Below are 22,690 nucleotides of genomic sequence, written 5' to 3' on the forward strand. Positions count from 1 at the left end.
TCGGTAACGTCACGCAACATAGCCCCATCGGGCGCGGCGCCTGCCTACGCTCGACGGATGGCCGATCTCACTCTTCCGATCCTGGATCTCTCCCGCCTCGACGACGGGCCGGAGGCGGCCGCCGCCTTCCGCGCCGACCTGCGGGCCGCGACGCACGACGTCGGCTTCTTCTACCTCACGGGAACCGGCATCCCCGCCGACCTCGAGGAGCGGCTCCATCGGGCCGCCCGCGACTTCCTGGCTCTCCCCGAGGCCGACAAGCTCGCGATCGAGAACGTGACGAGCCCGCACTTCCGCGGTTACACCCGCGTGGGCGGCGAGCGCACGCAGGGCAGGGTCGACTGGCGCGAGCAGATCGACATCGGACCCGAGCGCGATGCCATCATCGACCCGGGCGCCCCGGACTGGGCACGCCTGATCGGCCCCAACCTGTGGCCGGAAGCCCAGCCCGAGCTGCGCGTCATCACTGACGAGTGGCAGGAGCACCTCGCCGGCGTCTCGCGCAAACTGCTGCGAGCGTGGGCGCTCACCCTCGGCGCACCCGAGTCCTACTTCGACGAGCACTTCGGTGAACCGTCGACCCTCCTCAAGATCGTGCGCTACCCGGGGACGACCGCACCGGAGCCGCAGCAGGGCGTGGGCGCGCACAAGGATTCGGGTGTGCTGACGCTGCTGTGGGTCGAGCCCGGGAAGGGCGGTCTGCAGGTCGAGCGCGACGGGGAATGGGTGGATGCCCCCTCGGTGCCGGGCGCTTTCGTCGTCAACATCGGCGAAATGCTCGAGTATGCGACGCAGGGATACCTCAAGGCCACCAACCACCGTGTGGTCTCGCCCCGCTTCCCCGACGACCGCATCTCCATCCCGTACTTCTTCAACCCCGGCCTGGACACACGGCTGCCCCTGATCGATCTGCCCGACGAACTCGCCGCGGACGCGCGCGGCGTGACGCAGGATCCGACCAACCCGATCCATGCCCTGTATGGAGAGAATGCGCTGAAGTCGCGACTGCGCGCCCACCCCGACGTGGCGGAGCGCTGGCACGGCGATCTGGTCGCCGCGCGATCAGCGTCCTGACGGCCTGAGCGCCACGCACGACGAAGGCCGCCCCACACCGTGGAGCGGCCTTCGTGAAAGCGATATACGCGGGTGCGACTAGCGGCGCAGGCCCAGACGCTCGATCAACGTGCGGTAGCGCGCGATGTCGATGTCCTGGAGGTAGCCGAGAAGACGGCGACGCTGACCGACCATGAGGAACAGACCACGACGCGAGTGGTGGTCGTGCTTGTGCTCCTTCAAGTGCTCGGTGAGGTCCTTGATGCGCTGCGACAGCATCGCGACCTGCACCTCGGGGGATCCGGTGTCACCGGGGTGCGTCGCGTACTCTTCGATGATCGCCTTCTTGGCGTCTGCTTCGAGTGCCATATATGGGATCCCCTCTCTCGTCATTGCGCGGCGCCCGGCACCTGATGTGCGAGCTCTCTTTATCCGCGGCCGATCAAACGGCAACCTCAAGATCTTACCAGCAAGCGGACGCCCCGGCGAAACCGGTCTCCGATCGCCGACGGCGCAACAGATGGCATCGCCCATCGGCGTCTGACTGCCACGAATCCGCGGGTTCCGGACGTCGATCCCCGCCGGGGGCGCGGGTGTCCCGTCCCGGGGCTACAGTCACCAGGGTGATGACCGCAGCACCCCTCCCCGACCGCGTACCCGGCCACGCCTCCGTGGTCACCCAGTTCATCCTGTGCGGCGTCATCTGGGGGTCGAGCTTCCTCTTCATGAAGATCGGGCTCGAGGGGCTCAGCGCCGGGCAGGTGGCATGGGCCCGACTCGTCCTGGGTGCCCTCACCCTCGGGGTGTTCGTGCTCGCCCGCCGCGAGGCGTTGCCGCGCAGCATCCGGGTCTGGGGCCACATGCTGGTTCTCGGCATCAGTTTCTGCGTCGCGCCCTTCCTGCTCTTCGCCTGGGCGCAGCAGCACGTGACGTCCGGCCTCGGAAGCATCTACAACGCGACGACACCGATCATGACGGCCGTCATGGCCGGGCTCGTCTTCCGCGTCGAGAAGCTGAGGGCGGTCCAGCTGGTCGGCATCATGGTCGGAATCCTGGGCGTCATGGTGATCATCGCTCCGTGGCAGGGTCTCGACCTCACGCAGAGCCTGCCGGCACAGCTGGCGATGCTCGGCGCGACCGCGTGCTACGGCTTCAGCCTCGGGTACATGCGTCGCTTCGTGGCGCGCACCGGCATGAGCGCCCTCGTCTTCTCGTTCCTGAACATCGGTCTCGGAGCCGCCGTCATGGTGCTCCTCTCACCCGTGCTCGTGCTCAGCCCGATCTCACTGACCCCCTCGATCGTCGGAGCCGTGCTCGCACTCGGGTGTCTCGGCACCGGCGTCGCCTACATCTGGAATCAGAACACGCTGCGGGTCTGGGGCCCGACCCGCGCGTCCACGGTGACCTACATCACGCCCATCGTCGGAGTCGCGCTCGGCATGGTCGTACTCGGCGAGGAGGTGAGCTGGAATGAGCCCGTGGGCGCGCTCATCGTGTTCGCCGGGATCCTGCTCGCACAAGACCGTCTCCGTGTCCGGAAGAAGAGAGAGGACCGGATGCCGCAGCATCCGGTCCTCTCCGACACCGAGGTGAGCCGATGACTCAGTCGGCCTGCAGGGCACCCTGGAGGTCGAGCGTGATGGTGACATCCTTACCGACGAGAACGCCGCCGGTCTCGAGTGCGGCGTTCCACGTGAGGCCGAAGTCCTCGCGGTTCACGACGGCCTTGGCGGTCGCGCCGAACTTGTAGTTGCCCCACGGGTCGCTGCCGAACCCGCCGAAGTCGAGGTCGAAGGTGACAGGCTTGGTCACACCGTGGATGGAGAGGTTGCCGTCGACCAGGAACTCGCCCTTCTCGATGCGCACGCCGGTCGAGACGAAGTCGATGGTGGGGTACTGCTCGGCGTCGAAGAAGTCGGCCGAACGGAGGTGCTGATCGCGGCCCTCGTCCCCGGTGTCGACCGACGCGACGTCGGCGTGCGCCTCGACGGTGACCTCGAGCGGGTTCTCGGGGGCGACGATGGTCGCCTCCTTGACCTTGAAGGCGCCGCGGACCTTCGAGATCATCATGTGACGGACGGTGAAGCCGACCTCGCTGTGCGAGGGGTCCAGCACCCAGGTGCCGGCCTTGTAGCCCGGGATGTCGATCGTGTTGGTGGTCATATCAGGTCCTCCATGAGAATGGCCGGTGTTCCGGCAGCTTGCAGGGGTAAAAGCGTCGCGGTCCCAAGTCTATTCCCGCGAATACAGATTGCCCGACATGGGCGGTATCCGCGCAGACGTGCGAAGGGGCGGATGCCGCAGCATCCGCCCCCCTCATACGAATCTGTTTACGCGACGTCGATCAGGTCGATGACGAAGATCAGCGTCTTCCCGCCGAGGAAGTGGCCGCCCGCCGGACCGTAGGCGAGGTGTGGCGGGATGACGAGCTCGCGGCGGCCGCCGACCTTCATGCCGGGGATGCCGTCCTGCCACCCCTGGATGAGTCCGCGAAGAGGGAACTGGATGCTCTCGCCGCGGTTCCATGACGAGTCGAACTCTTCGCCGGCTTCGTAGTCGACACCCAGGTAGTGCACGGTGACCGTGTCGCCGGCCTTGGCTTCTTTACCGTCTCCGACGATCAGGTCGCGGGTGACGAGCTCGCGAGGAGCCGGTCCTTCGGGGGCGTCGATCTCGGGCTTGGTGCGGTCATCAGTCATGGCTCCATCCAACCACGGAGCCTGCGCAGCGGTCGACTCCGGACCGCCCCCGGACAGACTCAGCGCCCGGTGCCGCGGCATAGCCTGCGGGTCAACCGAGCGCTGAGTTGGTCTGCAGTCAGCTTGCCCCCAGGCGATGCCCACGTCAAGGGCCGCGACGCTGTCAGGGCCCCGCCGGAGGCGGATGATGTCGCCCCGTGGCCACGATCACGGCGCGAAGAGAGCTGCGCGCGTCGCCGTCGTCCGCACCAGCAGCACCTGTTCGTCTTCGGCCGCTCGTGGATCGCGGCCGGAGAGCGCACGCTGCCTCGCGGCGGCCAGAGCCGTGGCGTCCGTGATGAACCTCTTCATGAGCGGCTTCCGATCCCCCCGCAGGCTGCCCGCCCACGCCAGACCGGCCCGCCGTCCTGACGAGGTCGCAAGCATGTCGACCTCCGCCGCGGTGAACCACCCCACCGCGGCATAGTCGCCGAGCCGGGCCCGAGTCAGCCGCGCCTCCTCCCTGCGGAGCATGAGGATCCCGAGGATGAACAGCACGAAGAGGGGCAGCTGCAGGGTCAGGTAGAGGCCGAAGAAGTCGAAGAAGGTCGCCGATCCGTTCCACACCGCGTGCAGCAAGGCCGCGCCCGCCATACCCGTGACCCAGAAGCCGAGCGCCCTCCCCGGGCCGAGGCCGCGACGCGCGGCGATGCCCAGGGCGAAGCCGGTGACGCTGGTGAACATCACGTGCGCGAACGGAGAGAGGATGCCGCGGACGAAGAACGTCGCCGTCGCCTGCTCCGCTCCGCCCTCGATCAGACTGATCGCGAAGTACTGGATGTTCTCAGTGAATGCGAACCCGGCACCCACCAGCCCGCCGTAGACGATTCCGTCGACGGGACCGTCGAACGCGCGGCGCGCGGAGGCGAAGATGAGGAGAACCCCGAGACCCTTCGCGAACTCCTCGACGATCGGCGCCTGCACCACCGCGCGGAGGGCGTCGTGCGCGGCGGAATCCCCGACGCCGAACAGAATGCTCAGCACGAGGTCGACCCCGAGCGCGATGGCGACCGCCACCACGGCACCCCACGCGACCGCGAGGAGCAGCAGCCCCCGAGGTTCGGGCTCCCAACGATCGACAAGCCGCACCGCGAGGAGGACACCCGCGAGGGGGATGAGCGCCAGGATCATGCCCACGATCGACGCGCCCGGCCCGAGTGCCTCGAGGAAGTAGCCCACCAGCACGGCGAGCAGGAGCACGACCAGACCGATGGCCCAGATCGAAGCGCTCCGCCCTCTCCGGGGTGGAACCGGGAGCGCCGGCGGCGACACGGCCGGCGCGGAGATCGGCGCACCGACGCCCGGGCGAGGCTGCGACAGAGGTGAGGGGAAGGCCATGACGCACAGCCTAGGAGCGGCACCCCCGTCGCACCCACCCACTCCGTGCCCGGTAGCGTGGAGTCATGCGCTTCGCCCACGTGATCCCCTCGGGGGCAGTTGAGCCGCGACTGGCACTGGTGATCGATGACGATGCGATCATCGTCGAGAGCCTATTCGCCGGCGCGCCCCGTTATCTCGAAGAACTGATCCCCGGCGGCGACGAGCTGCTCGCACGCGTCCGAGACGCCGCGGAGCACACCGGCACGCGGCATCCGCTGTCGACGGTCACTTTTGCGTCCGCATCGCGCACGCCCCCGACGATCCTCGCGATCGGACTGAACTACTCCGCGCATTCCAGCGAGCTGGGGCTGAAGACCGATTCCGCGCCGACGGTGTTCGTCCTGTGGCCGAACTCGCTGACCGCCCATGAGGGGGTCACATCGTGGCCCCGCTCGCTGAGCGAGTCGGTCGACTACGAGGCCGAGCTGGGGGTCATCATCGGGGCTCCGGCGAAGGACGTGTCGGCCGAAGATGCGCTCGATCATGTCTGGGGCTACACGGTGGTCAACGACATCACCGCGCGTGACATCCAGTTCTCTGAGGCGCAGTGGTGCCGATGCAAGTCGTTCGACGGATTCACGCCCACGGGGCCGTTCGTCGTCACCGCCGACGAGATTCCCGATCCGCAGGATCTGCATATCTGGGCCGTCGTGGACGGACACACCGTGCAGGACGCATCCACGGGGCAGATGGTGCGATCGGTGCCCACGCTGATCGCCCACCTGTCGCAGTCCGTCACTCTTCTGCCGGGAACGCTGATCTCGACCGGCAGCCCCGGCGGCGCCGGGTACTCGCGAGACCCTCAGATCTTCCTGCGCGATCGTTCGACCGTCACCGTCGGCATCGACGGCATCGGTGAGCTGACGACCCACTGCCGCATCCTCGACTGACGGAAAACGCATCGGCGCCCCGACCGCGCGGTCAGGGCGCCGATACGTCGACGTGCCGGGTCTAGCCGTCGATCGACGCGCAGTCGACCTCGACGCCGCGCACGACGACGGTGCCCGCGAAATTCGCAGCCTGGCACGCCTGCGCCGCTTCGACACCGAACGTGACGGCCGGGATGATGAACGCGAACACGACGATCAGGCCGATCACGATCGACAGCGCCCCGATGATGATCGCCCACACGGCTGGAAGGTTGCGCACTCCGGCCTTGCGGCTCTGCACCAGCGCCACGATCCCGAGGATCAGTCCGATGAGATTGAAGAAGAACGCCACGATGAGCGCGACGATACCGAGCGTCTTGCCGGGTACGGGTCCCGAGGGCGCCTGACCCGATGCTCCGTACGCGGGGGCGCCGGAGCCGTAGGCGGGCGCAGCGGATGTGCCGTAGGCCGAGCCCGGCTCGGGCGCCGGCGGCGGGGTGTACTGCGGGGGCTGTGAGTTGTCGGGCGTGGTCATGGTGCGATCCTCCGGTGGCTGAGAGTGGTCCCTCACACGCTAGCGGCTGCGTGCGCGCGCACGACAGAGCCGCGCGGGGCCGGTGACGGCGGAGGACCGGCCGTGATCGCTCAGCGCCCGCTCGGCGGATCCGAGACGACGTTCTCCGCCGGCTGCACGATCGGGATCGCCGCAGTGATGGCCTCGAGTCCCGAGAGCCGGGCGGGCGAGAGCTGCTTGGTGACCTCGTCGCGCGACATCAGCCCGCCCTCGACCACCAGATCGGCGACGTTGTGGCCGGTGAGCAGAGCGGTCTTGGCGAGCGCCGCCGCCGCTGCGTATCCGATGAACGGGGTCAGGGCGGTGACCACGCCGACGGACGCCCCCACCATCGCGCCCAAGCGCTCCCGGTTGGCCGTGATGCCCACCACGCAGTTCACGCGCAGCGTCCACATCGCCTGCCGCATCCAGGTGAGCGACTGGAAGATGGAGTGCGCGATCACGGGCTCGAAAGCGTTGAGCTGCAGCTGGCCGCCCTCGACCGCCATCGTCACGGTCATGTCGGCGCCGACCACCGAGAAGGCGACCTGATTGACGACCTCCGGGATGACGGGGTTGACCTTGCCGGGCATGATGCTCGAGCCCGCCTGGCGCGCGGGGAGGTTGATCTCTCCGAACCCCGCCTGCGGGCCGCTGGAGAGCAGCCGGAGGTCGTTGCAGATCTTGGAGAGCTTGATGGCATTGCGCTTGAGCGACGCCGAGAACGACATGAACGAGCCGGTGTCGCTGGTGGACTCGACCAGGTCGAGCGACGTCTCGAGGTCGAGGCCGGTGATCTCACGGAGGTGTCTCAGCACCGACTTGCCGTAACCGGGGTGGGTGGTGATCCCGGTTCCGATGGCCGTGGCCCCCATGTTGATCTCGAACATCAGATAGGCATTCTCGGTGAGACGGCTGTAGTCCTCACCGAGTGTCGTGGCGAACCCATGGAATTCCTGACCGAGCGTCATCGGCACGGCGTCCTGGAGCTGGGTGCGGCCGACTTTGAGCACGTCGTGGAACTCGACCGCCTTGTCGAGGAACGCCTGGCGCAGGAGCGCGAGCTCTTCGAGAAGCCCGCGAAGGGTGAGCGAGAGCCCGACCTTGACCGCGGTCGGGTAGACGTCGTTCGTGGACTGGCTGCGGTTGGTGTGGTCGATCGGCGACAGGAAGGCGTAGTCGCCCTTCTGGCGCCCGGCCAGTTCGAGCGCGATGTTGGTGATGACCTCGTTCGCGTTCATGTTCGTCGACGTGCCCGCACCACCCTGGATGACACCGACCACGAACTGGTCATGGTGCTCTCCGTCGATGACGAGCTGCGCCGCCCGCTCGATGAGATCGGCCTTCTCCTGGTCGAGCACGCCGATCTCGGCGTTGGCGCGAGCGGAGGCCTGCTTGACCATGGCGAGCGCGATGATCAGGTCGGGGTACACCGAGATCGGCCGCTTCGCGATCGGGAAGTTCTCGAGCGCCCGTGCGGTGTGGATCCCCCAGTACGCGTCCGCGGGGATCTCGAGGGAGCCGAGCGAATCGGTCTCCGTGCGGGTGCCGGTCATGGTGGTCACAGCCATTCGATCGTCCTTGTGGGTCACGTCGTCGTGCAGGGGATGCGTCGAGCCTAACCGCCCACCCCTGCGACGCCCGCTGTACGCGGCGTACACCTTCGCGTGGACTGCTGTGCTCGAAGTCCTCCGCGCGCCGGATGCAGGAGGCGGCGGTCACCGCTTGCGCGAGAAGGCCTCCAGGCGCTCCTCCGGAGTGAGCCGAGACATCCGCTCGGTCCATTCGGGCGTGAAGAACTCCGCGGTGGGTGCGTCGATCACCGGTACGACAGCGTGGGTGATTGTGTCGTCGTACACGTGCACGAGGTGGAACGACTGTCCGGCATCCATGCCGTTCACCTCCGCGGCCGGCCGTTGGAGGTTCATCGTGTAGCACGTGGCGGCGGCCACGCTCACGGGCACGCCCGCGAACGTTCCACTCGTCGAGTAGTGCAGATGGCCCGCCAGGATGCCGCGCACGTCGGTGCCCGCGACGACATCGGCGAAGCGTCCCTGATCGCGCAGCTCCAGGATGTCGAAGAAGGGCAGGTGGCTGGGGAGCGGCGGGTGATGGAGCGCCAGGAGGGTCCCCAGGGGTGCAGGCTCGGCGAGTTCGGAGCGCAGCCACTCCAGCTGCTCGGCGTCGAGATCGCCGTGATGCCAGCCGGGCACGGTGGAATCGAGGGCGATGAGGCGCAGGCCGCCGAGATCCCAGACGCCGACGATGGGGTCGTCCGTGGGTTCGGCGTCGAGGAGCTCGCGCCGGAGCTCGGGCCGTTCGTCGTGATTGCCGGCGACCCACACGACGGGGGCTCCCAGACGTGCGGCGAACGGCTCGACCTGAGCGCGCAGCGCGCGGTATGCCTCCGGCTCGCCGAGATCGGTGAGATCGCCCGTGAAGACGATGGCGTCGGGGCGCACACCGCTGCGCTCGACGGCGGCGAGCGCACGGGCGAGATTGCCGGCGGTGTCGTAGCGCTCGCCGAGCGGCCGATTGCCCCCCATCAGATGCGTGTCGCTGAGGTGGACGATCGTCCGCCGCGCCGGCGGGTGCTGACCGAAAAGAACGGATGGCTCATCCATGGGATCAGCCTAGACATGCCCTCCGACCTCGGCCGGACGACCGGCCCCGCCGTCGTGCGGTCGGACGTCAGCCCCACACGATCAGCAGCAGCCCCGACAGCACCGCGAGCGCGCAGAGGGCGAAGCATCCCCACGCCCCGAGCAGGGCGAGTCGCTTCTGACGCTCGGTGAGCGGGTTCTTCCGCGCGGCTTTCGCCGCACGTTTCGCCGCGCGCTGCGCGTGAGTGGGCGAGATCACGGTGATCGCGTCGGTGAATTCGGCCGGGGCGACGACAGGGACGCGGCCGGCGAGCACCAGCAGCCGCAGCCCGAGCGAATAGAACCCGACGACGAGCACCGAGCCCACGAGCGCGGCCGCGAACACCTGCACGAAAGCCCACCAGTCGATCACCATCACCGCGTCCCCTTCGTGCCTGATCGTTCGCGGGCGCGCTGCCGGCGGGTCGGCGGGGGGTTGCGCGTGACCTTGATCGCCCGTCCGGAGTCGGCGACCTCGCTCATGGCATTGCTCGCGTCGACCTTGTCGCGGCGGGAACGTCGGAACAGGAACAGGATGACGGCGACGGCCAGGACTGCGTCGATCAGGATGCCCCAGGTACCACCCCACACGACGATGAGTGCTGCGACGGCGCCCACCGCTCCCGAGGCCGGGAGCGTCAGCAGCCATCCGACGGCGATACGACCGACGGTCTTCCACCGCACGGTCGAACCGCGGCGACCGAGGCCCGATCCGATCACCGAGCCCGACGCGACCTGGGTGGTCGAGAGGGCGAATCCGAGCGCGCTCGAGGCGAGGATCGTCGCAGCGGTCGACGTCTCGGCCGAGAATCCCTGCGCGGGTTTGACGTCGGTCAGGCCCTTCCCGAGGGTGCGGATGATCCGCCATCCGCCCGTATACGTGCCCAGCGCGATCGTGAAGGCGCAGGCGAGGATGACCCACAGCTGCGGATCGGCGTCGGCGGAGTTCTGCCAGCCGACCGTGATCAGAGCGAGCGTGATGACGCCCATCGTCTTCTGCGCGTCGTTCGTGCCGTGTGCCAGCGCCACGAGCGAGGACGTGAAGATCTGACCCCACCGGAACCCGTCGCGACCGTCGGGCTTCGAGTCGTATCGGCGCGTCAGGGCGTACGCCATCCTCGTCACGAGGAACGCGATCACCCCTGCGGTGAACGGGGCGATCAGCGCAGGCAGGATCACTTTGCTCATGACGGTGCCGAAGTCGATGGCCATGACCCCGACGCCGACGACGGTCGCGCCGATCAGACCGCCGAAGAGGGCATGCGACGAGCTGGACGGCAGACCGAGCAGCCACGTCAGCATGTTCCAGGTGATCGCCCCGATCAGGCCGGCGAAGATGAGAGCGGGGAATACCGTCGCGGAGATCTGATCCTCACGGATGATCCCGTGCGAGATGGTCTGGGACACCTCGGTGGAGAGGAACGCACCCACAAGATTGAGGGACGCCGCGAGAAGCACCGCGACCCGCGGCTTCAGCGCGCCCGTGGCGATGGGCGTCGCCATGGCGTTCGCCGTGTCGTGGAACCCGTTGGTGAAGTCGAAGAACAGCGCCAGTGCGATGACCAGCACGATGATCAGAACTGTGGAGTCCACCGGTCGCTTTCGATGTCTGAGAGAAAGGGATGGTGCCGAGCACATCGGCTTGGCGAACGAAGTGTTCACCTGGAGTTCACAGTCCCGTCACCCGGGACAGGAGAATCCTTCCACACTCCTCGCGAGAGCGGGACTCGGGAGGTGTGCACCCGGTGACCCCGCGGCCGGTCGCGTCCAACGCGACGCCCGACCCGGTCGATCTCAGCGCGGCGCGGCGCGGCGCGGACAATCCGATCGCGCACGGGCGGCGAATAGGTCTCAGCACCGCGAACCGACCGAGAGGCTGCACCCCATGTCCACGAGGCGATCAGCCCTCTTCATCTTTCTGGCGGCGGTGGCAGGTGTCATCTCGGCAGCGGCGTTCCTCGCCGCAGCCGAACTGGTCGCCCTCCTCGTGGCCTCCCAGGCGAGCCCGCTCCTGGCCGTTGGATCGTTCGTCATCGACATCGTCCCCCAGCCCTTGAAAGAGTTCGCCATCTCGACGTTCGGTGAATACGACAAGATCGCGTTGCTCGCCGGTCTCGGACTCGCCGTCGTCGTGGCCGCGGCCATCGCGGGCGTCCTGCAGTACGTGCGCCCTCCGCTCGGCGCCATCGCGCTGGGCGTCGCCGGTGTGCTGTCAGGCGCCGCCGCGTTCACACGGGCGGGCGCCGGCGTCCTGTCGATCCTCCCTTCGCTCGCCGGACTCGTCGCGGGTGTCGTGATGATCGTCCTGCTGGTGCGTCGGCTGCGCGCCTGGCGCGCCGACGCGCCGGCCGGCCGGGCTCCGTCCTCCGCCACCGCATCCGCGGACAACCCCGATGCCCGCACGACGCACCCGAGTCGACGGTCGTTCCTCTCCCTGGCCGGCATCACCGCGGCCGCCTCCGTCGTCGTCGGTGTGGGGGCGCGCGTGGTCTCGGCCACGACATCGTCCATCGCCTCGGTCCGAGAGGCTCTCCGTCTCCCGGCGCCGAAGTCGACCGTGACCATTCCGGCCGGCGCTGAGCTCGACATTCCCGGCCTGTCGTCGCTGATCACCGACAACAAGGACTTCTACCGCGTCGACACGGCGCTCACCGTGCCCTCGATCGATCCCTCGACCTGGCGTCTCGTGATCGACGGAATGGTCGACGAGCGGATCGAGCTGTCCTTCGACGACCTCCTCGCGATGGGGACCGACGAGTTCGCCATCACCCTGACGTGCGTCTCGAACGAGGTCGGCGGACCGCTCCTCGGCAACGCCGTCTGGCAGGGCATCCCCGTGCGCGACCTGCTGAAGAAGGCGGGCGTGCAGTCGGGTGCCGACATGGTCCTGTCCACAAGTGTCGACGGCTACACCGCCAGCACGCCCCTGGACGCGCTCACCGACGACGATCGCGACGCGATCATCGCGGTCGCGATGAACGGCGAGCCGCTGCCCCTCGAGCACGGATTCCCCGTCCGCATGGTGGTGCCCGGCCTCTACGGGTACGTCTCGGCCACGAAGTGGCTCACCGAGCTCAAGGTCACCACCTTCGCCGCCGATGAGGCGTATTGGACGCCCCGCGGGTACAGCGCCGAAGCGCCGATCAAGATGTCCTCGCGCATCGACACCCCCCGCACGGACGCGCCCGTCACGGCGGGCCCCGTCAAGATCGCCGGAATGGCGTGGGCGCAGACGGTCGGCATCGCGAAGGTGGAGGTCTCGATCGACGACGCCGATTGGCAGGGCGCCACGCTGTCGACCCCGATCAACGCCGATACGTGGGTGCAGTGGTTCGTCGACTGGGATGCGTCGCCGGGAACGCACTACATCGCGGTGCGTGCGACCGACAAAGCGGGCCAGCTGCAGATCGAGGAGCGTGCGGCGATCGCGCCCAACGGCTCATCGGGGTGGCAGCGCACCCTCGTCACCGTCAGGTAGCCGGCGGGCAGCGTCTCGAGTCGTGATCGGCGCTCGCCGATCGGGTCGGGGGCGAGCTCCGGGCCGCGGCCGACGGGCCTCGACTAGCGTGGAGTGGTGACCGACACAGAGCCGCAGGTCGCGGCATCCCTCGTCCCCCCCACCACCCGCCGAGAGCCGTTCACGCGCTCGCACCACGGCGATGACGTCGAAGACGCGTACGAGTGGCTCCGCGAGAAGGACGACACCGACGTCATCTCGCATCTCGAGGCGGAGAACGCCTACACCGAGCAGCGCACCGCACACCTCTCAGGGCTGCGCGAGAGCATCTTCCGCGAGATCAAGGACCGCACGCTCGAGACCGACCTCTCTGTGCCGTCCCGTCGGGGCGACTGGTGGTATTACGGTCGCACCGTCGAGGGGCAGCAGTACGGCATCCAATGCCGCGCCCCGATCGCGGCGCCCGACGACTGGACTCCCCCGGAGCTCTCGCCGGACGTCCCCGTCCCCGGTGAGCAGGTCCTGCTCGACAGCAACCTGGAGGCGGAGGGCACGGACTTCTTCTCCCTCGGGGCGTTCGACGTCTCCGATGACGGGCGGCTCATGCTCTTCGGCGTCGACACCAGCGGCGACGAGCGCTACACCGTTCGCGTGCGCGACCTCGACACCGGAGCGCCCCTGCCCGACGTCATCGTCGAGACATCATCCGGCGCGCAGTTCTCCCCCGACGGTGCATCGATCATCTACTCCACGGTCGACGACAAGTGGCGACCCGACACCGTGTGGAATCACATCGTGGGCACGGACGCCGCCGCCGACGTGCAGCTGTTCCACGAGCCCGATGAGCGGTTCTGGCTGGGTGCGGGCTTCACCCGCAGCGACAAGTACCTCGTGATCGGGATGGGATCATCCATCACGTCCGAGGACTGGCTCGTGCCTGCCGACGATCTGAGCGCCACTCCGCAGGTCGTCTGGCCGCGCAAGGAAGGGGTCGAGTACTCCGTGGATCACGCCGTCCTCGACGGGGAGGACGTTCTGCTCATCCTCCACAACGACGGCGCCCTGGACTTCGAGCTCGTGCGGGTCGCGGCATCCGACCCTCAGGGGGAGCGCGCGGTGCTCCTGCCCCACACCGGCGGCACCCGACTGATCGAGGTCGACTGCTTCCGCGACTTCGCCACGGTCGAGTACCGCCGCGAAGGCCTGTCGCGCATCGGCCTGCTCGACTACCAGACGGGTGCCGTCGACGACCTGCAGTTCGGTGAACCGCTGTACGCCGCCGGCTTCGGCGGCAACCGCGAGTGGGCGCCGCCGCTGCTCAGGGTCGGCTACGGCTCGTTCGTGACGCCGTCGACGGTCTACGACTACGACATCGCGACGCGAGAGCTGTTGTTGCGCAAGCGCCAGCCCGTGCTCGGCGGATACGACCCGGAGCACTACGCGCAGGCACGCGTCTGGGCGACGGCCGCCGACGGAACCGAAGTGCCCCTGTCGCTCGTCTGGAAGCGGTCATTCGGCCCGGCCGGCGACGCGCCTCGACCACTTCATCTCTACGGGTACGGTTCGTACGAGCACTCGATCGACCCGGCGTTCTCGATCGCGCGTTTGTCGGAACTCGATCGTGGAGTCATCTTCGCCGTCGCGCACGTGCGGGGCGGTGGCGAGATGGGCCGCCAGTGGTACGAGGACGGCAAGCTGCTCCACAAGCGCAACACGTTCACCGACTTCGTCGACAGCGCCCGGCATCTCATCGCCGAGGGCTACACGACTCCCGAACGCCTCGTCGCCGAGGGCGGATCGGCCGGCGGGCTGCTGATGGGCGCCGTGGCCAACCTCGCGCCCGAGCTGTTCGCGGGCATCCTGGCCGAGGTCCCGTTCGTCGACGCGCTCACGTCGATCCTCGACGAGGACCTGCCGCTCACCGTCATCGAATGGGACGAGTGGGGAGATCCGCTGCACGACGCCGAGGTGTACGCGTACATGAAGTCCTACACCCCGTACGAGAATGTGCGCGCGGACGTCGACTATCCGAAGATCCTCGCGGTGACCTCGCTGAACGACACCCGGGTGCTGTACGTCGAACCGGCGAAGTGGGTCGCCCGCCTCCGCGAGGTCGGGGCCGACGCGCTGTTGAAGTGCGAGATGGTCGCGGGCCACGGCGGGGTCTCCGGGCGCTACAACTCCTGGAAGGAGCGGGCCTTCGAGCTCGCCTGGCTGCTCGACACCCTCGGGCTGGCGGACTGAGCGGGGAGCGGATGCCGCGGCCGCGGCATCCGCTCTTCTTCGTCAGTCCGCGGAATGTCCTGATCCGCAGCGGAAGTGACCGACCGGTCGGGTGTCAGCCGAAGAGCGCGGCGGCCTCTTCGTAGCGGTACAGCGGAACCGTGTTGAGCTCACCGAGCGCCTCGGCGAACGAGACGCGCACGATGTCGGTGCCCTTGAGCGACACCATCTGACCCCACGCATCGTCTATCACGGCGTCGACGGCAGCCATCCCCAGGCGCGTCGCCAGCACACGGTCGAAGCCCGACGGCGAGCCGCCGCGCTGGATGTGGCCCAGCACCGTCGCGCGGGTCTCGATGCCGGTGATGCGCTCGATCTCGGGGGCGAGGATCTCGCTGATACCACCCAGTCGCGGGCGGTTGAACGCGTCCATGCCCTTCACGCTGAAGGCCTCGTCCATGTCCTTGAGCTTGAACCCCTCGCTGACCACGATGAGCGGCGCGCGACCGCGGTCATGGGCTCGCTCGACGTGCGCGCAGACCTCGTCGATCGACATCGGCACCTCGGGGATGAGAATCGAGTGCGCACCGGCCGCCATGCCTGCGTGCAGGGCGATCCAGCCGACGTGTCGCCCCATGACCTCGGCCACCATGCAGCGCTGGTGGGAATCCCCCGTCGTGCGGAGGCGGTCCATGGCCTCCGTGGCGATGTTGACCGCGGTGTCGAATCCGAACGAGTAGTCGGTGGCCCTCAGGTCGTTGTCGATCGTCTTCGGGACGCCCATCACGTTGATGCCGTCCTTCGACAGCCGGTCGGCTGCAGCGAGCGTGCCCTCGCCTCCGATGGCGATGATCCCGTCGATCCGGTGGCCGTACAGCGTCTTCGCGATGTTCTCGGCCCCGCCGCGAACTCCGTCGTACGGGTTCGTGCGGCTCGTGCCGAGGATGGTGCCGCCCACTTTCGAGAGCCCCTTCACTTCGTGCCGGGTGAGGGGGAAGAAGTCGCCGTCCACGACGCCGCGCCACCCATCCCGGATACCGACGAACTCGACGTCGTGCGCGGTGGTGCCCTTGAGCACGGCGCCGCGGATGACAGCGTTGAGTCCGGGGCAGTCGCCACCGCTCGTGAGGATGCCGATCTTCATGGTGTGATCCTTGCTGCTGGGGGTCGGGTCGGCCACGCTGCCTCACCCGACATTAGCGCCGGATGCCTCGCCCCTGCCACAACGCCCGACCCGGGCGAGCCCCTCCTACGCGGCGCCGAGCGCCTGCCGCACGAGATGCATCAGGGCCGACAACTGCACGGAGTCGCTGGACTGAGGATCCACCGCCTCACCGTCGAGCGCGCGCGCCGCCAGACCCTGCTTGGAGTCGATCAGCTCGGCGATCTTCGTGTCGATCGTGTGCGCGGCGATGATCCGCCAGGCGGTGACCGGCTCGTCCTGCCCGATGCGGTGCACGCGGTCGATGGCCTGCGTCTGCTCGGCCGCGGTCCACGACAGCTCGGCCAGCACGACGTTCGATGCCGCCTGCATGTTCAGCCCGACACCGGCGGCGGTCAGCGAGCAGACCGCGATCCCGACACCCGGGTCGTTGTTGAAGGCATCGATCGCGTTCTGGCGCACCGTATTGGTCTGGTCGCCGCGCACCGAGATCGTGCGCAGCCCGGCGCCGGCGAAGTGCTTCTCCGCCGCATCCATCACGTCGATGTGCTTCGCGAAGAACACGACCTTGCCGACCGACCGCTGCAGCTGCACGGCATAGTCCGCCGCCAGCAGCGCCTTGGCCTGACCGATCTTGCGGACCATCGTGAAGACGTTCTCCGAACCGGTTCCGGCGGCTTTGGACTCCTCGAGCTCGTTGTGCGCGACGAGACGGACGATGTCGTCGTCCACTTCGCCGGGCAGCAGCCCACGATCGCCGCGCGCCTCGACGATGCGGCGGTAGCGGGCGGCGAGCCGCTCTCCGAGCTCGCGCTCGGCCTGACGAATGGAGCGGCCGAACTCGTCGTCCAGCTCGACGGGCAGGTCGGCGATGAGCTTGTCGGGCAGGTCGGCAGCGACGTCCTTCTTCTTCCGACGGACGATGCCCATCGAGATGACCGCGTCGCGGGCCTCGGGGTAGAACGCCTTGTCGGCGGGGGTGAGACCGGTCGCGTCGAGCTTCTCCATGAGCTCGGGCCCCGGCTTCTCGCCGTTGGTCCACCCGAGGAAGCGCCAGATCGCGTCGAAGTCCTCGACGTCGTTGATCAGGGGCGTTCCCGTGAGTGCGAGCATGAGCGGATCGCGGACCTGCTCGCGGATGCGGGCACCGAGCGCGAGCACGTTCTGCGAGCGCTGGGATGACAGGTTCTTGATGAAGTGGGCCTCGTCGACGACCATCCCCTTCAGTCCGATCGAACTCAGCCAGGCGAGGTGCCGGTCGAGCACCTCGTAGTTGACGATGAAGACGTCGGCGAACGCATCGATCTGCTCGCCGTCCCCCTGGATGACGGTTGCGCGACGATGGGGCGTCCAGCGCTCGACCTCGCGCACCCAGTTCATCTTCACGACGTTCGGGACGACGGCGAGGAGGGGGTAGGCGTCGGCGACGGATGCCGCGAGCGCGGACTCGGCGGTCTTGCCGAGGCCGGGCTCATCGGCGAGCAGGAAGGAGCGGTGCCCCGCGCGCACGGCCTCGAGGAACCGTGACTGATGGGGCATGACTTCGAGCCCCCGGGGCGACAGGCGGTCGAATTCCGGCACCTCGGGAAGCTCCATCGAGGCTGCCGATCCCCCGGCGCCCGTCTCGAACGCCTTGTAGAGCGGACCCATCAGTTCCCACCCGTCGAGACGTCGGCGTGGTGTCTCCCGGGCGACGCGCATCGAGAGGTCGGGCGGCAGGAACGGGTTGGACTCGCGACGCGCGTCGACCTGCGGCGGGATGACCTGCCTCTGGGCGAGGGCGGGCGGCACGACGGGCGCGCTCGCGGGCGCGACATCCGTGATGATGAGCTCGTCGTCGGGAAGATCGGCGCCCGACTCGAGCAGCCAGTCACGCCGCATGCGACGGGCGACGGGCGACGCCGCCTGGTCGGCCTCCAGCAGCTGGATGAGCGACGTGTCGCGCGCGGCGGTCTTGGCGAGGATCGTGGCCACCCCGTCGAGGCGCTTGAGCAGCTCGGGGCGCGCACCGTCGGGCAGCGTGGTGTCGGCCTTGACTCGTGCGCGTTCCTCGCGCACGAGGAAGGCGATCACCTGGAACTTGACCCGATTGGTCGGACCGAGCTTGCCGTGCTGGGCTTTCGCCTCGACTTCGCGCACCTTGCGGGCGAGAATCGGAATGATGGGCGCTTCGTCGTCGCGCCGCGATGACGAAGGCTTCCTGCGCCTGTTACCGGAGTTCTGAGACTTCTGGCTGGCGGTTGCCGTGGTCGGCATGCTTCTCCTGAGCGTGAATGCCGGATGCTCCGGCGATGACCGGTCGGGACCGGTTCGGTCTGCGTGATCCGGGGTGGCCGGTAGACCGGTCGAACGCGGATCAGGTGTTCTCGATGCGATCCGCATGAACTCGCTTCAGCGAGGTGCGGTGTCGACGATGATTCCCCACGAGCAGTCTAGAGCATGGTCGGCGCGCCACAGCGGAACGGCGCAATCGCGTCGCCGAGCGCGAAGGTCATCCCCAGAGGCTCGTCACGATGTCTTCGGTGTACCCGGGGACCGCCGCATTCAGGCTCACCGTGGTCACCCACGCGTTGCCGCGGAAGAACTGGGTCTCGGTACGGACGGTCTCGGTGTCGTCCTGCGTGATCGATCGCTCCTCGAAGGTGCACAGCGTGCCCCCGGCCCCGGGCGCGCAGCTGAAGCCCGAGTTCTGCAGCGCCGACTGGATGGCCGCGGCCTGATCCCCGTCGATGATCGAGACGTTGGTCGACAGGCCGGTCTCGGACGGCACGCCCCACGTGCAGCGGATCGTCGGGACGCCCGAGTCCAGCACCTCGAGGGCTTCCACCGTCTGCGTCGAGTACATCGTCACGCCCGGGTCGCCGAGCGGCGGAATGGTCGCGTCGAGGGTCGCGCGCATCGCCGACGAGTAGAGCTGGTCGCACGAGGCCGGGAGTGCGATGTCTTCCGCGGCCGCCGTGGAGGTCGGCGATGTCGATGCGGACGGGCTCGGCGAAGCCGGCGCGGCGGTGCTCGAACTCGTCGACGGCGTGGAGGACGCGGCATTTGTGGGCGACGGCTCGGGCTGACAGCCGACGAGGGCGAGCATCAGCGTCGCACCCGCCGCTGCGAGGGTGAGGGCACGGACGTGGTGGCGGATGTGCGCGGGCATGTGATTCCTCCGTGCGAAGTCGGCCGGGTGCCGTTCAGGCGCTCGTCGAGACTACCGACGCTGCGGCCGCGCCCGCGGGCGGCGCGCGCCGCGGCGACCGTACCCGGCCGCCACGGCGCGTCAGCGGAAGCTGCGCAGCCGGAGGCTGTTGAGAACCACGAACACGCTCGAGAACGCCATGGCCGCACCTGCGATCATCGGGTTGAGCAGGCCGAGGGCCGCCAGCGGAAGCGCTGCGACGTTGTAGGCGAACGCCCAGAACAGATTGCCCCGGATGACGCCCATCGTCCGGCGGCTCAGGCGGATGGCGTCCACCGCGGCCGACAGCTCGGAGCGCACCAGGGTGATGTCGCTCGCGTGCATCGCGGCGTCGGTGCCGCCGCCCATCGCGATGCCGAGGTCGGACAGCGCGAGTGCGGCAGCGTCGTTCGCGCCGTCGCCGACCATCACCACACGCCGACCTTCCGCCCGCAGCCGTTCGATCTCGGCGGCCTTGCCTTCGGGGAGGACGTCTGCGATCACCGTGCCGATGCCGACCTCGGCGGCCACCGCCCGCGCGACGCCCTCGTGGTCGCCCGTGAGCAGGATGACCTCGAGCCCCTGCCGCCGGAGGGCCGCGACCGCCTCGCGACTGTCGCCGCGCACCGCATCGGCGACCTCGATCACCGCGCGTACCGCGCCGTCCCAGCCGAGCACGATGGTCGTCGACCGCTCCTGTCCGCGGCGGACCGCCTCGGCGAGCACGTCGCTCACCGCCGCGCCCTGCTCGACCGCGAACGACGGCCGGCCGACGAACACGCGCCGACCGGCGACCAGACCCGTCACGCCCCGCCCCGCGTGGTCGGCGAAATCCTCGACCGCGTCGACGCGCGCCGCGCCCTGGACGATCGCGCGGGCGACGGGGTGCTGAGAGGCGGCTTCGACGGATGCCGCGAGGACGAGCGCCCCCGCGGCGTCGAGTCCGTCGTCCGTCGTCACCGACGCCACCGTCATCCGCCCCGTCGTCACCGTGCCCGTCTTGTCGAGCACGACGGTGTCGACCCGATCGGCCGACTCCAGCGCCTCCGGTCCGGTGACCAGGATGCCGATCTCCGCCCCCCGGCCGGTTCCGACGAGGACGGCGATGGGCGTCGCCAGACCGAGCGCGCACGGACAGGCGATGATCAGCACCGCGACCGCGGCGACGAAGCCGGCCGACACGGGCTGGCCGGCCAGCACCCAGGCGAGGAAGGTGAGCACAGCGAGGGCGATGACGATCGGCACGAACACGGCCGAGATGCGGTCCGCCGCGCGCTGCACGCGGCTCTTGCCGGACTGGGCGTCCTCGACGAGCTGCGCCATGTGCGCGAGCCTCGTGTCGGCACCCACCGCGCCCGCCCGGACGACGAGGCGACCGTCGACGGCGATCGTGCCCCCGGTGACGGTCGACCCGGGCGCGACGTCCACGGGCACCGACTCACCGGTGAGCATGCTCTGATCGACCGCGGCGCGGCCGCCCTGCACCGTGCCGTCGGCGGCGATCTTCTCCCCCGGACGCACGACGAACAGGTCGCCGACCTGCAGATCGTCGATCGGGATGCGCACGCCGTTCTCGAGCTCGACGTCGTGGGCGCCCAACTGCAGCAGCGCCCGCAGAGCGCTGCCCGCGCGTCTCTTCGAGCGCTGCTCGATGAGCCGCCCCACCAGGAGGAAGACCGTGACGGCAGCGGCCACCTCGAAGTAGACGAGCGCGGTGGCGTCGTGCGAACGGCCGAACAGAGCGACGTCGTGCACCATGCCGATCTCGCCCGCTGACCCGAAGAACAGGGCCCAAGCACTCCACAGGTAAGCCGCCATCGTTCCGAGGGTGATCAGGGTGTCCATCGTCATCGCGCCGTGGCGCGCGTTGGCGATCGTGGCACGGTGGAACGGCCAGCCTCCCCAGAGCACCACGGGTGTCGCGAGGGCGAACGACGCCCACTGCCACCCGGGGAACTGCCACGCGGGCACCATCCCCCACGCGACGACGGGAAGCGCGAGCAGAGCGCTCACGAGCACACGGGTGCGCAGCGGCGTCCCCCCGGGGGCATCCTCATGGGAGTGGTCGTGATCACCGACAGCATGCTCGGCAGCATCAGGGTGTCCGACGTCGACAGCGGCCGAGACCGCACGCCCCCGGCGCGGCGCGCGCAACGTCGCGTCGTACCCGGCTTCGCGGACGGCCGCGATCAGCCGCGAGGTCTCGACTTGCGCGGGGTAGGACACCTTCGCCGATTCCGTGGCGAGATTGACGGCGGCCGTGACGCCGCCCACCGCCTGCAGCCGCTTCTCGACGCGTGCCACGCAGCTCGCACAGGTCATCCCCTCGATCTCCAGGACCGCCTCGCGCCGGCCCGAGACGGGGGTGACGGGAGTGCTCACCGGCGTCCGACGAGTCGGTAGCCCGCCTCGTCCACCGCGGCCGCGATGACGTCGTCGTCATGGACGTCGGCCACGATCGCGACGGTTCCCCGGTCGACGTCGACCGCGACATCCTCTACGCCGTCGATGCTCTGCACTTCACGTGTCACGGCCGCGGCGCAGTGCGCGCACGTCATGCCTTCGACCTGGTAGACCTCGGTGCTCATGGTGATCCGACCTCTCCTGCGTATTGTCCTGCAGTGGAACCACCATACCCCCCCGGGGTATTCCCTCGTCCCGAAGAAGCTCCGATCGCGGGTTCATCCCCGGAGATCCTCTGCCTGCGTAGGCTGGAGGCATGCCTCAGCTCAGCGAAGCCGACCTCGCCGCCACCATCGATCACGCCATCCTCAAGCCGGAGCTCACCCGCGCCGACGTGGACGCCGAGCTCGACATCGCCCGCGAATGGAAGGTCTTCAGCGTCTGCGTCCGTCCCTCCGACATCGCCTACGCGGTGAAGCGCCTCGAGGGCTCGGGAGTGGCGGTCGGCACGGTGATCGGCTTCCCGCACGGCACGACGTCGACGGCCGCGAAGGTGGCCGAGACCGAACGGGCGCTCGCGGACGGTGCACGTGAGGTCGACATGGTCATCAACATCGGCTGGCTGCGTTCGGGGCTGGATGACGACGTCGTCGCGGACATCGCTGCCGTGACGAATGCTGCTGCCGGCCACGTTTCGAAGGTGATCCTCGAGACGGCATACCTCGACGACGAGCAGATCGCGCGCGGCAGCCGCCTGACCGAGGAGGGTGGCGCGACCTTCGTGAAGACCTCCACCGGCTTCGCGGGCGGCGGCGCGACGCTCGAGCACGTCCGGTTGATGCGCGCGAGCGTGGGCGCCGATGTGCAGGTGAAGGCATCCGGGGGCGTCCGCAGCCTCCAGAATGCGCTCGACATGATCGACGCCGGCGCAACCCGACTGGGTACGAGCGGCAGTGCGACGATCCTGGGCGAACTGCGCGCCATCCTCGCCGGTGAGGGCGCGACCGGCGCGACGGACGACTCGTCCTACTGACCCCGGGC

General features: G+C 68.8%; 20 protein-coding genes. 6 read left to right on the plus strand and 14 right to left on the minus strand.

What is annotated here, in order from left to right:
* Positions 1-57: 57 nt before the first annotated feature.
* Entirely contained in the window at positions 58-1,074 is a 1,017-nt protein-coding gene (locus ACFM35_RS07875) for an isopenicillin N synthase family dioxygenase (protein WP_378840547.1), read from the plus strand.
* A 78-nt stretch (positions 1,075-1,152) separates the two neighbouring features.
* On the opposite strand, the gene rpsO is transcribed toward ACFM35_RS07875, so the two are convergent.
* Positions 1,153-1,422 carry a 30S ribosomal protein S15 gene (gene rpsO / locus ACFM35_RS07880; protein ID WP_378840550.1) on the minus strand — a complete coding sequence of 90 codons (270 nt, stop codon included), beginning with the start codon at positions 1,420-1,422 and terminating at the stop codon, positions 1,153-1,155.
* 257 nt (positions 1,423-1,679) lie between these two features.
* On the opposite strand from rpsO, the gene ACFM35_RS07885 reads away from it, so the two are divergent.
* Positions 1,680-2,654: a DMT family transporter gene (locus ACFM35_RS07885; RefSeq protein ID WP_378840553.1), complete on the plus strand. Its 975-nt coding sequence runs from the start codon at positions 1,680-1,682 to the stop codon at positions 2,652-2,654.
* Between the two features lies 1 nt (position 2,655).
* Here the strand turns inward: ACFM35_RS07885 and ACFM35_RS07890 are convergent, their stop codons facing one another.
* From ACFM35_RS07890 to ACFM35_RS07900, 3 genes are all read right to left on the minus strand, one after another.
* Positions 2,656-3,216, minus strand: a complete 561-nt coding sequence (locus ACFM35_RS07890) for a YceI family protein (protein ID WP_378840556.1) — start codon at positions 3,214-3,216, stop codon at positions 2,656-2,658.
* A gap of 167 nt (positions 3,217-3,383) precedes the next feature.
* Positions 3,384-3,752: an FKBP-type peptidyl-prolyl cis-trans isomerase gene (locus ACFM35_RS07895; RefSeq protein WP_378840558.1), complete on the minus strand. Its 369-nt coding sequence runs from the start codon at positions 3,750-3,752 to the stop codon at positions 3,384-3,386.
* A gap of 207 nt (positions 3,753-3,959) precedes the next feature.
* Positions 3,960-5,129: a PrsW family intramembrane metalloprotease gene (locus ACFM35_RS07900; RefSeq protein ID WP_378840561.1), complete on the minus strand. Its 1,170-nt coding sequence runs from the start codon at positions 5,127-5,129 to the stop codon at positions 3,960-3,962.
* Between the two features lie 65 nt (positions 5,130-5,194).
* On the opposite strand from ACFM35_RS07900, the gene ACFM35_RS07905 reads away from it, so the two are divergent.
* A complete protein-coding gene (locus ACFM35_RS07905) occupies positions 5,195-6,061 on the plus strand; it encodes a fumarylacetoacetate hydrolase family protein (protein ID WP_378840563.1) in 867 nt (288 codons plus the stop codon).
* 61 nt (positions 6,062-6,122) lie between these two features.
* Here ACFM35_RS07905 and ACFM35_RS07910 read toward each other — a convergent pair whose 3' ends face one another.
* The 5 genes from ACFM35_RS07910 to ACFM35_RS07930 all read right to left on the minus strand — a co-directional run bounded on the left by ACFM35_RS07910 (position 6,123) and on the right by ACFM35_RS07930 (position 10,873).
* Positions 6,123-6,575 carry a DUF4190 domain-containing protein gene (locus ACFM35_RS07910; RefSeq protein ID WP_378840566.1) on the minus strand — a complete coding sequence of 151 codons (453 nt, stop codon included), beginning with the start codon at positions 6,573-6,575 and terminating at the stop codon, positions 6,123-6,125.
* Between the two features lie 110 nt (positions 6,576-6,685).
* On the minus strand, positions 6,686-8,164 hold the full coding sequence (locus tag ACFM35_RS07915) for an aspartate ammonia-lyase (protein ID WP_378840568.1): 1,479 nt from the start codon (positions 8,162-8,164) through the stop codon (positions 6,686-6,688).
* Positions 8,165-8,311: 147 nt separating this feature from the next.
* Positions 8,312-9,217, minus strand: coding sequence for a phosphodiesterase (locus ACFM35_RS07920; protein ID WP_378840571.1), 906 nt, complete (start codon positions 9,215-9,217; stop codon positions 8,312-8,314).
* A gap of 67 nt (positions 9,218-9,284) precedes the next feature.
* Complete coding sequence (locus tag ACFM35_RS07925) at positions 9,285-9,611, minus strand: peptidase (protein WP_378840701.1); 327 nt, start codon at positions 9,609-9,611, stop codon at positions 9,285-9,287.
* Positions 9,611-10,873 carry an inorganic phosphate transporter gene (locus tag ACFM35_RS07930; protein WP_378840703.1) on the minus strand — a complete coding sequence of 421 codons (1,263 nt, stop codon included), beginning with the start codon at positions 10,871-10,873 and terminating at the stop codon, positions 9,611-9,613. The genes ACFM35_RS07925 and ACFM35_RS07930 overlap by 1 nt, the downstream gene beginning before the upstream one ends.
* 247 nt (positions 10,874-11,120) lie before the next feature.
* Here ACFM35_RS07930 and ACFM35_RS07935 point away from each other — a divergent pair, with 247 nt between their 5' ends.
* A complete protein-coding gene (locus ACFM35_RS07935; protein ID WP_378840573.1) occupies positions 11,121-12,713 on the plus strand; it encodes a molybdopterin-dependent oxidoreductase in 1,593 nt (530 codons plus the stop codon).
* A 96-nt stretch (positions 12,714-12,809) separates the two neighbouring features.
* A complete protein-coding gene (locus ACFM35_RS07940; protein WP_378840575.1) occupies positions 12,810-14,936 on the plus strand; it encodes a S9 family peptidase in 2,127 nt (708 codons plus the stop codon).
* A gap of 94 nt (positions 14,937-15,030) precedes the next feature.
* On the opposite strand, the gene ACFM35_RS07945 is transcribed toward ACFM35_RS07940, so the two are convergent.
* From ACFM35_RS07945 to ACFM35_RS07965, 5 genes are all read right to left on the minus strand, one after another.
* Entirely contained in the window at positions 15,031-16,059 is a 1,029-nt protein-coding gene (locus tag ACFM35_RS07945; protein ID WP_378840578.1) for a 6-phosphofructokinase, read from the minus strand.
* 105 nt (positions 16,060-16,164) lie between these two features.
* On the minus strand, positions 16,165-18,333 hold the full coding sequence (locus ACFM35_RS07950; protein ID WP_378840581.1) for a DEAD/DEAH box helicase: 2,169 nt from the start codon (positions 18,331-18,333) through the stop codon (positions 16,165-16,167).
* A gap of 235 nt (positions 18,334-18,568) precedes the next feature.
* Positions 18,569-19,228 (minus strand): hypothetical protein, encoded by a 660-nt coding sequence (locus tag ACFM35_RS07955; protein ID WP_378840584.1) that lies wholly within the window; start codon positions 19,226-19,228, stop codon positions 18,569-18,571.
* A 120-nt stretch (positions 19,229-19,348) separates the two neighbouring features.
* Entirely contained in the window at positions 19,349-21,628 is a 2,280-nt protein-coding gene (locus ACFM35_RS07960; protein WP_378840585.1) for a heavy metal translocating P-type ATPase, read from the minus strand.
* Positions 21,625-21,834, minus strand: coding sequence for a heavy-metal-associated domain-containing protein (locus ACFM35_RS07965; protein ID WP_378840588.1), 210 nt, complete (start codon positions 21,832-21,834; stop codon positions 21,625-21,627). The genes ACFM35_RS07960 and ACFM35_RS07965 overlap by 4 nt, the downstream gene beginning before the upstream one ends.
* A gap of 131 nt (positions 21,835-21,965) precedes the next feature.
* On the opposite strand from ACFM35_RS07965, the gene deoC reads away from it, so the two are divergent.
* On the plus strand, positions 21,966-22,682 hold the full coding sequence (gene deoC / locus ACFM35_RS07970; protein ID WP_378840591.1) for a deoxyribose-phosphate aldolase: 717 nt from the start codon (positions 21,966-21,968) through the stop codon (positions 22,680-22,682).
* Positions 22,683-22,690: the final 8 nt, after the last annotated feature.

The organism is Microbacterium songi (assembly GCF_042747925.1).
GTDB lineage: Bacteria > Actinomycetota > Actinomycetes > Actinomycetales > Microbacteriaceae > Microbacterium.

Coding starts and splice junctions, on each gene's coding strand:
- ACFM35_RS07875 (WP_378840547.1), top strand. CDS start 58: ATGGCCGATCTCACTCTTCCGATCCTGGATCTCTCCCGCCTCGACGAC.
- rpsO (WP_378840550.1), bottom strand. CDS start 1,422: ATGGCACTCGAAGCAGACGCCAAGAAGGCGATCATCGAAGAGTACGCG.
- ACFM35_RS07885 (WP_378840553.1), top strand. CDS start 1,680: ATGACCGCAGCACCCCTCCCCGACCGCGTACCCGGCCACGCCTCCGTG.
- ACFM35_RS07890 (WP_378840556.1), bottom strand. CDS start 3,216: ATGACCACCAACACGATCGACATCCCGGGCTACAAGGCCGGCACCTGG.
- ACFM35_RS07895 (WP_378840558.1), bottom strand. CDS start 3,752: ATGACTGATGACCGCACCAAGCCCGAGATCGACGCCCCCGAAGGACCG.
- ACFM35_RS07900 (WP_378840561.1), bottom strand. CDS start 5,129: ATGGCCTTCCCCTCACCTCTGTCGCAGCCTCGCCCGGGCGTCGGTGCG.
- ACFM35_RS07905 (WP_378840563.1), top strand. CDS start 5,195: ATGCGCTTCGCCCACGTGATCCCCTCGGGGGCAGTTGAGCCGCGACTG.
- ACFM35_RS07910 (WP_378840566.1), bottom strand. CDS start 6,575: ATGACCACGCCCGACAACTCACAGCCCCCGCAGTACACCCCGCCGCCG.
- ACFM35_RS07915 (WP_378840568.1), bottom strand. CDS start 8,164: ATGGCTGTGACCACCATGACCGGCACCCGCACGGAGACCGATTCGCTC.
- ACFM35_RS07920 (WP_378840571.1), bottom strand. CDS start 9,217: ATGGATGAGCCATCCGTTCTTTTCGGTCAGCACCCGCCGGCGCGGCGG.
- ACFM35_RS07925 (WP_378840701.1), bottom strand. CDS start 9,611: ATGGTGATCGACTGGTGGGCTTTCGTGCAGGTGTTCGCGGCCGCGCTC.
- ACFM35_RS07930 (WP_378840703.1), bottom strand. CDS start 10,873: ATGTGCTCGGCACCATCCCTTTCTCTCAGACATCGAAAGCGACCGGTG.
- ACFM35_RS07935 (WP_378840573.1), top strand. CDS start 11,121: ATGTCCACGAGGCGATCAGCCCTCTTCATCTTTCTGGCGGCGGTGGCA.
- ACFM35_RS07945 (WP_378840578.1), bottom strand. CDS start 16,059: ATGAAGATCGGCATCCTCACGAGCGGTGGCGACTGCCCCGGACTCAAC.
- ACFM35_RS07950 (WP_378840581.1), bottom strand. CDS start 18,333: ATGCCGACCACGGCAACCGCCAGCCAGAAGTCTCAGAACTCCGGTAAC.
- ACFM35_RS07955 (WP_378840584.1), bottom strand. CDS start 19,228: ATGCCCGCGCACATCCGCCACCACGTCCGTGCCCTCACCCTCGCAGCG.
- ACFM35_RS07965 (WP_378840588.1), bottom strand. CDS start 21,834: ATGAGCACCGAGGTCTACCAGGTCGAAGGCATGACGTGCGCGCACTGC.
- deoC (WP_378840591.1), top strand. CDS start 21,966: ATGCCTCAGCTCAGCGAAGCCGACCTCGCCGCCACCATCGATCACGCC.